We start from the raw sequence: 10,019 nt of genomic DNA on the forward strand, positions 1-10,019 counted from the left end.
ATCCTGTGGCAATTACCTATATGCTTGAGCAATTGAAATCCTACACCTATAATCAGTTGCATATTGTTTTTGGAATGAGCGATGATAAACGTATCGATGATGTTTTAAACTTAATGCCAAAGGAAGCTATTTACTATTTTGCAAAACCAGATGTACCCCGTGGGATGGAAGCCATCAAACTTCAGCAAAATGCATTAACACATCATTTAATGGGTGAAAGCTTTGTTGATGTGGGCGAAGCAATAAAAGCAAGTGAATTAAATGCTAACAAAGATGATTTCATCTTAATTACAGGTAGTGCATTTGTAGTGGCTGATGCAATGCACTTTTTAAACCAATAGTTTTATTTCCAATCTATTCGAACGTGTACTACTTCTTTCTGATCGGCTAACCGAAGGATTTTAAATGTATCATTTGTTTTATTTGAATAAAGCTGCAATTCATCTCCCATTCGTCCTTCCGCTATAAAATTTATTTGAAATGATGAAACTGTTTGAGCCATCAACATGGATTCTGATAGTGCATCCATAGTCATTTCAATGTATTTTGAATTGATGACATGTTTATTAAAATCTAAATCTGAGTATTTAACTTTTTTGGAATACAGCATTTCATCACAAGCGCTAACATCTATTTTATCAATTTCACTAACAGCCTTTTCATTGGTCCAAACAACTCTTTCGTGAAAAACCTTCTCTGGTCTGACAGGTCTTCTGCTAGCATTATCAATAATTAACCAATTTGAACCTGCATTAATGATAATTTCTTCCTTTTCATTTTTTACATTAAAATGACGATTGGCAAATAATTTCTGAATATCTACCGGCCATGTTTTGGCTTTAATATTCTCTCTCCATTTTGGATAATTTATGATATCAATTTTTAAGCGAGACAATACCCACAAATAACTCTGTGTTTCCAAATCTTCAAATCCAAAACCCAATTCACCTGCATGCAGCCAGGCTAATTCCATGAGCATATCACTTATTGATTTAATGGTCATTTTTGCTTGAAAATCTGTTTCGTGCCATGAAACAAAAAAATCCTGTTCATGATTTGCGGGATAATTCATAATCTATCAAATTTTGAGTGCAACAAAAATATAAAAGTCCATAGTTTTGTGGGACAATAATTTTTTTTATGGCTCGGCATAAACAAAGGAAGTTTGCGGAACTGGCAACTTTGGATAATTTCTATTTTCAACCAGAAAATATGCAAGGAAAATGGAATTCGTTATGTTTTAAAAACACCAATCCAATTGTATTAGAACTTGGTTGTGGCAAAGGAGAATACACTAATAATTTAGGAGCAAAATTCCCGGATAAAAACTTTATTGGTGTTGATCTGAAAGGAGTTCGTTTATGGAGGGCTGCGAAAAATGCATTAGACAATAAACTCAATAATGTAGCATTCCTCCAAATTAACATTGATAATATTGAAGATTATTTCGCAGTAGAGGAAGTGTCTGAAATTTGGATTCCATTTCCTGATCCATATCCCAAACCATCTAAATGGAAGAAACGTTTAATTTCAAGTAAATTTCTAAATAAATATAAAACAATACTTCAGCAAAAAGGAATTGTCCATTTTAAAACAGATAATACGCCTTTGTTTGAATTTGCCAAAGAAACACTCGATAAAGACAAACATAGCATCCTTCAAATCACTGACAACTTACATGAATCTGATTTGTTGAATGAATACAATAGCATTCCAACTTATTTTGAAGGATTATTTAGGGATAAGGGAGAGACTATTAAATATATTAAGTTTCAATTAAAATGAATTTAACCCTGACAGGGCTTCAAGCCCTGTCAGGGTTAAATTGCAATCGATTTTACATTAATATTAATGACTTCCCCGTTCTCTCAAGTCTTCCGCAGAAGTACTTGCCAGCCTGACAGCAAGGGCAGGTGAGAAATAATAAAAAGAATGACTCCAGTCTTTCAACCCATAAAAAGGTTTGGAAATATAGTTTAGCCTGACAAACTCAACATTCCAGCACATAAAATCTTAGCAGGGGTAGTGTTTAAAGAAATGATCCTAGGAATGACTTCCATGAATAAAAATACAATTAACTTTTTTTCTGACTGTTTTGTATCTTCGTATTACTATTAAAATTCAAGACAATGGCAACCTATACAATCACAATAAATGAAGGAACAAAAGCAGGAAAAGCATTATTATCGCTTTTACAATCATTAAAAGAAGTTGTTAGCATTAAACCCTCTGGAATAGACGAATCATTATCAGATGTCAAAGAAGGTCGTGTTCATTACGCAAAAGATGCAAAAGATTTAATTGATCAATGCTCAAAGTAATGTATCGGATTGGCTACACTTCAAGATTTAAAAAAGATTTCAAACGTTGCAAAAAACGAGGTTTAGATATTTCAATTTTAGAAGAAGCAATCGAATTCTTAAGATTGAACGGACACCTTCCACAAGAGTATAAACCGCATAAACTGACAGGAAATTATACTGGTTGTTGGGAATGCCACCTACAAGCGGATTGGTTATTAGTTTGGATGCAAAACGATAGGGAGCTGGTTTTATTATTTACGAATACTGGTTCTCATTCTGATTTATTTTAATTTCCCTGTTCTCGCAAGTCTTCCTCCTGTTGATTGTGAGAAATAATAAAAAGAAAGACGCCAGTCTTTCAACCCATAAAAAGGTTTGGAAATATAGTTTAGCCTGATAAACTCAACATTCCAGCATACAAAACCCTGTCAGTTATTAATATCAAGTAAAAAACAATGTTAAGTTGACGCATATGCCTGTCAGGGTTTTACATCAATTTCTTAAATATATCCCCAATTCTGGCTTTCATTTTTTGATCAAGTGGAAGAACAGCCATTGTTAATGTACTGAATGCAACCAAATCGCCAGCCTCATCATGTGTTTTAATTTGCCAAACATGCGATTGAAAACCTAAGTGAAGGGCTGTTGCTGTGGCCGTTACTTTTCCACCTAAAACAGCTTTCAAATGATTGATTTTCAATTCCTGCCCAACACAAAAGAATTTTTCTCTATCAATAGAAAGATAAGCAGCCATACTCCCTGTCATTTCAGCCAATGCAGCAGAAGCGCCTCCATGCATCATGCCCAATTGTTGTACGGTTCGGTGATCAATGGGCATTTGTGCTTTTAGTTCATCTTCAGATAGTTCTACATACTTTATTGCAAGATTGTCTGACAAAGTATTAGCACCCGTTTTATTTAGCATTTCCAATGTTACGGAGGTATCTATCATTATTGTATCCTTAAATTGCCAACGAAAATATGAGCGTAAATTTACACAAATCCTAAATTTTGACTGAAAAAAAATTATACATCATCCGACACGGTGAAACCGATTTTAACAAAAATGGCTACTTACAAGGATCAAGTATTGATTCATCATTAAACGACAAAGGAAAAGAACAAGCAGATTTATTCTTTCAAGCTTACAAGGATATTTCTTTTGATAAAATTTATACATCCGCATTAAAACGAAGTCAGGAAAGTGTTGCAGGATTCATTGAGAAAGGAATTCCGACAGAACATTATGCTGAATTCAATGAAATTAATTGGGGCGAAATGGAAGGTACACAGCTTAATCCTATTTCATGGATCAGATTGAGAAGGTTGGCGAAAAAATGGAAAGCAGGTAAAACCTCTGTTTCCATACCTGGAGGAGAAAGCCCAATTGATGTAGCAAAAAGGCAAAAACCCATTATCGACCTGATTTTATCACGAGAGGAAGAAGAAAACGTTCTGATTTGTATGCATGGAAGAGCCATGCGCATTTTGATATGTCAGATACTAAACAAAGCATTAAACGAAATGGATCAATTTAAACACACAAACCTTGGACTTTATGTGATTGCTTATGACAAGGAGGCAAATCTCATTCAAATGGTGAAAAATAATTGTCGGCTTCATCTCTTAAATTCATAAATAAATTGTTCCTTATTCAAGCATTTTCTAACTTTGATCTTTAATTAAATTAATAGGTATAGTTTTTGCAAAATTCATGTTTGCATAAAAAAAGAAATTAAAAACATATTTTAAATAATTTTAAAAAACAACCTTATGAAAAAAGTTCTTACACTTGTCTTTGCACTGACAATAATTACAGCTAGTTCCAGCTTTGCCCAACTCCCTGACAATGAAGTTACCGGAGGTCCAAAGATTAACTTTGAAGAAACATCTTTTGATTTTGGAGAAATTGAAGAGGGTTCTTATGCCAAACACATTTTTGAATTTAAAAACATTGGCGACAAGCCTCTTTTACTTAAAGAAGTGAAGCCAGCTTGTGGATGCACAGCTTCAGAATGGACACGCGAACCTATATTACCCGGTGAAAAAGGTAGTGTTACAGCAGTTTTTAATTCACGTGGTTATGGAGGTCGTTCATTCCATAAGTCTATTTCTGTGACTACAAACATGGGTACGAATGCACAAAAAGTATTGTTTTTCAAAGGCAATGTAATAAAAAAAGTAACTGAACCTGTCGAACAACCAGTTCAGTCTCCAGTGCGAATTGAAAACCAATAAACCCTTGCCTGATGAAAAAAATATTTGTATCAACCATTCTATTATTGATTATCTCCATTTCATTTGCTCAAAAACCTGCATCAAAAGGAGTTAAGGCAGCAGATATTTATTTTGAAGATGTTGCTGCAGAATTCGGCACCATTGAAGAAGGAGAATCCAAAGAACTTGTGTTTACTTTCTTTAATTCAGGAACAGCTCCATTACTGCTAAAAAATGTGAAGCCAGCCTGTGGATGTACAACACCAGAATGGCCAAAGCAACCAATTATGCCCGGAAAAAAAGGTGAAATAAAAGCCACCTTCAATTCAAAAGGATATGGCGGACAGAATATTCACAAATCAATAACTGTTACAACCAATGTTCCCGAAAATGGAAACGACAAAGTGATCATCCTTTATATAAAGGGCTTTGTGAAAAAATAATAATCGATACGATTTAGAAAATAGAGGGTTATATTTACAAAAAGTATAACCCTTTTTTATTGTTATGAAACGCATATTACTAATTTTAACTATCTTTTTATTCTCCGTTTCATGGGTGTTTTGCCAACCCAATATCAAATTTGATGAAACTGATCATGATTTTGGAGATGTCATTGTAAACACTTATCCGAAAACAACTTTTAAGTTTTCCAATATTGGCGATCAGCCTTTGGTAATAACCAATGTAAAAACTTCTTGTGGATGTACTACTCCCAAATGGCCTAAAGATTCTATTATGCCTGGCGGAACTGGCGAAATTGAAGTTGTATTTAATTCAAGAGGATATAAGAATAGAAAATTTGCTAAAAGTGTAATCGTATCCTACAATAGGGATAATGGTGGAAATGCGAAAGCAGAAGTACTGTATATTCACGGAAAAGTAATTCCTAAAATAAAGGAAATAAAACAATATCCTCTTCAAATCTCATCCAATTCCATTGATTTTGATATCATGAAAATCGGAAAGAAAAAAGAGATGACCATTGAACTAAAAAACTCCGGTGATTCCATCATACATATTAAAGAATTTATCAGCAGTTGCGACAAATGTATGTTGATTAGTAGTGAACAGCTAATTCTTGAACCACAACAAACGACAACAGTTAAGATTAGTTACCTGACTAAATCACATGAAGCAAGAAGCATTCATGAAAACATTAAAATTATTACTTCACTTGATACAAAATACCTTAATGAATTATCGGTAAAGGGGATAACAGTAGTTGGTGAAACATTAAAAGGAAAAGACTACAAAAATCGGATTAAGAAACTAAATGAATAGATGATACTTGATCATCTTATGGGAATTGCAAATGGGCAGAAAATTAGCATATATTATATTTCTGCTGATTCTTTCATTATCAGCTTTTTCAACGGACTACTTTGTCGATAAATATAACGGCAACGACACCTTCAATGGATTATATTCTTCTCATACAAGTGGCTTAAATGGCCCCAAAAGAAGCATCCAAAATGCAATCGATAGCTGTGCTGTAAACGACAATGTTTTTATTTCTGCCGGTTTATATCAAGAATATTTGACGATAAACAAACAAATGAACCTTTTTGGAAGTGGTTCAGTAGCCGATACAAACCTTAATACGATATTACAAAGTCCATCATCTGGAACAGGAACTGGTTTAAGCATCGTTTTTCAAGGTGCAGCACCTATTATTTTCAGTAATATAAAAGATTTACGAATACAACAATTTCAATATGGAGCAGTGATGGCCAGTAAGGTCAGGTTTTCTAATGTTGTTGTAGCAAATAATAGTTATTATGGATTTTGGAATGGACCCAATATCGTATTACGCGACATGGATTTTTTCAAATGTGAAATGATTTCAAATGCAAAAGCAGGTATCTATATTGGCCATAGTTGCGATGTAATTGCCTGGATCGTGGACAGCTGTAATATTTCTGATAATGGTTTGGCTGGTATATATATATTTTGCGATAACCCGGCCACATCCAATGTTATTGATTTCTTACTTCGAAACTCGACCTTAAAACGAAATAAGCAAAAGGGGATTTATGCAGAGAAGTTACACAATTGTTTATTTCAAAATCTACTTTTTGATAGTTGTGGTATCGATACAAATTATAATTGGAATGCAGGATTTGATATCAATCTGAAATTTGGGAGTTACACCAATGTTACAGTTACCTCCTGCGAATTTACTCATTGTGGATTAGGAGGCTCCAATCAGGCCGGTTGCGCTATGATCGTCAAAGCACGAAATGATGGGAGTGTTTATGCGGCAAACCCGGCAAGCCTGAGCAATTCTAAAATCCTAAATAACAAGTTTCGTTATTGCAAAAATGGATTAATGTTTGGAGAACCTCAGGAGAATAATATAGGCCCCACCGCCACGCTGATACAGGAAAACAAACTTGCTTACAATGAAAACTACAACCTGATTACAAATATTCAATCCGATATTCATGCGCATAATAATAGCTGGCTGACAACGGATGGACCCGGCATTGGGGATACATTAATTAGTAATACTGGAGATATAGTAACATACACCTGGGTCAAAAATATTTCTGACCAAAACTCAAAAATGGGGTTTCAATCAGATAGCATTGTTTGGTTTAATAAAGTAAGTGGAAATCTTCAAAATGCAATTGATGTAGTACCACCAGCCTGGACCTTGTTTATCCCTGATTCATCTTATCATGGGAATTATTATATTTCAAATTTGATGAAGATATATCCTGAGCAATTTGTTTATATATCAAGCCTTCATTTCGACAAACTCGCATACGTTGATTTAATACATTCCGATTTATATATAAGTGATAGCATCACCATTCACCGTGAAGGACATTTCAATACAGGAAATTATGCAGTTGAGTTATCAGATAGTGGAAAAATAAAAGAAGAAAGTGGCTATGTGTTACAAGGAAGAATCAGGACATCACGCTATATTGCAGGCAACCCGGATGTGGAAGATTTTGGAGGCATTGGATTAACATTAACAGCCAAATTATCTCAACCATTTCCACAAAATAATGTAATTTTAAGTCGGATAACAGGAAGTAATAAGCAATATTCAAAAAAGCAAGTTTGGCGATCCTATGATGTTTTTGCCCATAAAAGCTGTAATTGGGATGCTGAATTAATTTTCAATTATGATGAAAGTGAGATTTATCATTTGACCACCGATTCCAACCTCATATTGATGAAGTCCTATAACTCGGGCATAAACTGGCAATTAAATGGAGGTACTGTTGACACATTTTACAAAACACTGAGGCTTGATCATGTTAGTAATGTGAATGGATTTTGGGGCATGATTGATTCATCGGGAACGATTGTGCCCGCTGGAATGACTTTAGACAAGAAAATCACGGATTGTAGTTGTCCGGGATCAGCTGATGGACAAATCCAAATTACAGCTGAAGGTGGTTTTAAGCCTTATTCTTATTTATGGTCTGATGGAAATCAAACTGACACTATAGATTCACTTCGTGCAGGAAGCTATTGGATACAGGTAAGCGATACTAATGGATGCTCAATTATTGATACAATTAGTATTGAACAACCCAATACCATTATATCGAATGCTTTCGTAAAAGAAGTAGGTTGTTTTGCTGGCTCAGATGGGAAAATTACGCTTAATCCACAGGGCGGAACTCCCCCTTTTCATGTGAGCTGGTTAATTGGTGATACATCATCTATTTTAAAAAACCTAGATGCAAATACATATATTGTAACAATCACCGATAGCAATAACTGCCTTTCAACTGATTCAATCATAGTAGGAGAACCTGACATCATAAAAATATTTGCTGATATAAAGGATATCAGTTGTTTTGGGAAAAGCAATGGTCGTATTTTTACTATTGTAGTTGGAGGAAAAGCTCCCTATCAATTTTTCTGGACGCATGGCTCCTCTACAGATTCCTTATACAATCTTAAAAAAGGGTTTTACTATCTAAGTATATTTGACTCAAACGCCTGCATAATGACAGATACATTTGAGGTAAAACAGCCAGATAAATTAAAACTTCATTTAGAAGGACATGATGTGAGATGCTATGAGACATATTCAGGCTCAATTACATCAACTGTTTTGGGAGGTACTCCTCCTTATTTATATGAATGGTCAGATAGTAATTCTACAGCAGATCGATTTTTCTTAATGAAAGGATTCTATGCATTAACTATTTATGACTCAAATAATTGCATCGTATCAGACTCAGTTGAAATAAACCAGCCTGATGAACTATTACTTTCACTCATACTTGTTAACGATACCAATAAACGATGTGTAGGGACAGCAGAAGCATTTGTTAGTGGCGGAATTATTCCATATCATTATCAATACGATGATCCAAATTTTCAGGATTCTTCGAAAGCAATTGGATTATGTGCAGGAAAGTATTATTTGCTCATAACTGATTCCAATGGCTGTGAGGTCGATAGTTTGCTTGAGATAATCAATATCACCAATCCTGGATTTGAAGATTTGAAAGCTAAAATAAAAATCTATCCAAATCCTGTTCATGATGTATTATTTATTGAGGCCAAAGAATTGATTACAACAATTGAAATTTACAACTTGAACACGCAACTTATTGAAACAATTCCAGTTTATGCAAAAAAAGCATCGATAAAGCTTCCGGGCTTAACACACGGCAGCTATTTACTTAAAGCAAGTAGTTTAAATGGGGTTTATATGAAATTGATTATTAAAGAGTAGATTAGAATACTTGTTCCTCTCCCAGTTTGATTTTTTCTCCCAAAAAATGAGGTTTTGTGCCCCATATATATAAATCGAGAGTCATTTTAATACGTGCAAATATTTCCCGAAACTTTGTTTTAAAAGAAGAGAATGACTCGACATCCGGAGCATTGAAAGCAATGGCTTGAATGCCTTTTTTTCTGGCAATTAACAAGGCTCTTCTGTTATGGAAAGCCTGAGAAATAATAATAAAACTATTTTGTCCAAATATTTCCTTTCCCCTGATAACCGAATCGAGTGTACTGAAACCTGCAAAATCAAGATAAATAGCACTTTCTGGTACGCCCAAACGCATGAGCTCTTTTTTCATCATCAAAGGTTCGTTATAGGAGTCATGTGAATTATCTCCACTCAAAATGAGATAATTAACCTTTCCAGCTTTATACAGTACAACTGCAGCTATTAAACGATTGGAGAAATATTGATTTACACCACCCTGTTTTCTATATTTAGCCGTGCCCAAAACAACTGCAGCATTTTGACTGGGAACTTCCCTTAAGTCTGTATAAATAAATGGCTTACTATATAAGTATACATGCAAATTGAAAGCAATCATCAGCAACAAAAGAGTTACAAAAAGCCAGTAAAATCTTTTTATAGAAAACTGCTTTAAAATATATTTAATTATTCTCTTCATTCCTTTTTTCAAAGCGTAATTATTATACAAAAATAAGGCTTTCATCATTAATCGGTATGGAGTTACTTAAATCTTAACTGATTGTAGTAAATGACTCTTTTTTTCA

12 protein-coding genes are annotated in these 10,019 nt (G+C 34.2%); 9 read left to right on the forward strand and 3 right to left on the reverse strand.

Annotated elements, in window-relative coordinates; genetic code table 11:
• Nucleotides 1-341: bifunctional folylpolyglutamate synthase/dihydrofolate synthase (locus HOG71_12965; GenBank protein ID MBT5991755.1), on the forward strand; the 341-nt coding region annotated here is incomplete at its 5' end.
• Nucleotides 342-343: 2 nt separating this feature from the next.
• Here HOG71_12965 and HOG71_12970 read toward each other — a convergent pair.
• On the reverse strand, nucleotides 344-1,072 hold the full coding sequence (locus HOG71_12970; GenBank protein MBT5991756.1) for a hypothetical protein: 729 nt from the start codon (nucleotides 1,070-1,072) through the stop codon (nucleotides 344-346).
• Between the two features lie 68 nt (nucleotides 1,073-1,140).
• On the opposite strand from HOG71_12970, the gene trmB reads away from it, so the two are divergent.
• The 3 genes from trmB to HOG71_12985 all read left to right on the forward strand — a co-directional run bounded on the left by trmB (nucleotide 1,141) and on the right by HOG71_12985 (nucleotide 2,593).
• Complete coding sequence (gene trmB / locus HOG71_12975; protein ID MBT5991757.1) at nucleotides 1,141-1,785, forward strand: tRNA (guanosine(46)-N7)-methyltransferase TrmB; 645 nt, start codon at nucleotides 1,141-1,143, stop codon at nucleotides 1,783-1,785.
• Nucleotides 1,786-2,129: 344 nt separating this feature from the next.
• Nucleotides 2,130-2,321, forward strand: a complete 192-nt coding sequence (locus HOG71_12980) for a hypothetical protein (GenBank protein MBT5991758.1) — start codon at nucleotides 2,130-2,132, stop codon at nucleotides 2,319-2,321.
• Nucleotides 2,321-2,593 (forward strand): type II toxin-antitoxin system YafQ family toxin, encoded by a 273-nt coding sequence (locus HOG71_12985; protein MBT5991759.1) that lies wholly within the window; start codon nucleotides 2,321-2,323, stop codon nucleotides 2,591-2,593. The genes HOG71_12980 and HOG71_12985 overlap by 1 nt, the downstream gene beginning before the upstream one ends.
• Nucleotides 2,594-2,790: 197 nt before the next feature.
• Here HOG71_12985 and HOG71_12990 read toward each other — a convergent pair whose 3' ends face one another.
• On the reverse strand, nucleotides 2,791-3,255 hold the full coding sequence (locus HOG71_12990) for a hotdog fold thioesterase (GenBank protein ID MBT5991760.1): 465 nt from the start codon (nucleotides 3,253-3,255) through the stop codon (nucleotides 2,791-2,793).
• Between the two features lie 59 nt (nucleotides 3,256-3,314).
• On the opposite strand from HOG71_12990, the gene HOG71_12995 reads away from it, so the two are divergent.
• The 5 genes from HOG71_12995 (at nucleotide 3,315) to HOG71_13015 (ending at nucleotide 9,234) form a co-directional block, all read left to right on the forward strand.
• Nucleotides 3,315-3,941, forward strand: coding sequence for a histidine phosphatase family protein (locus tag HOG71_12995; GenBank protein MBT5991761.1), 627 nt, complete (start codon nucleotides 3,315-3,317; stop codon nucleotides 3,939-3,941).
• 135 nt (nucleotides 3,942-4,076) lie between these two features.
• On the forward strand, nucleotides 4,077-4,541 hold the full coding sequence (locus HOG71_13000) for a DUF1573 domain-containing protein (GenBank protein MBT5991762.1): 465 nt from the start codon (nucleotides 4,077-4,079) through the stop codon (nucleotides 4,539-4,541).
• A gap of 11 nt (nucleotides 4,542-4,552) precedes the next feature.
• Nucleotides 4,553-4,963 carry a DUF1573 domain-containing protein gene (locus HOG71_13005; GenBank protein MBT5991763.1) on the forward strand — a complete coding sequence of 137 codons (411 nt, stop codon included), beginning with the start codon at nucleotides 4,553-4,555 and terminating at the stop codon, nucleotides 4,961-4,963.
• Between the two features lie 64 nt (nucleotides 4,964-5,027).
• Complete coding sequence (locus tag HOG71_13010) at nucleotides 5,028-5,804, forward strand: DUF1573 domain-containing protein (GenBank protein ID MBT5991764.1); 777 nt, start codon at nucleotides 5,028-5,030, stop codon at nucleotides 5,802-5,804.
• Between the two features lie 31 nt (nucleotides 5,805-5,835).
• Nucleotides 5,836-9,234, forward strand: a complete 3,399-nt coding sequence (locus HOG71_13015; protein MBT5991765.1) for a T9SS type A sorting domain-containing protein — start codon at nucleotides 5,836-5,838, stop codon at nucleotides 9,232-9,234.
• A gap of 1 nt (nucleotide 9,235) precedes the next feature.
• Here the strand turns inward: HOG71_13015 and HOG71_13020 are convergent, their stop codons facing one another.
• Nucleotides 9,236-9,913 (reverse strand): DUF218 domain-containing protein, encoded by a 678-nt coding sequence (locus HOG71_13020; GenBank protein ID MBT5991766.1) that lies wholly within the window; start codon nucleotides 9,911-9,913, stop codon nucleotides 9,236-9,238.
• Between the last annotated feature and the right edge of the window lie 106 nt (nucleotides 9,914-10,019).

The sequence above is a fragment of the Bacteroidota bacterium genome (genome assembly GCA_018698135.1).
Lineage (GTDB): Bacteria > Bacteroidota > Bacteroidia > CAILMK01 > JAAYUY01 > JABINZ01.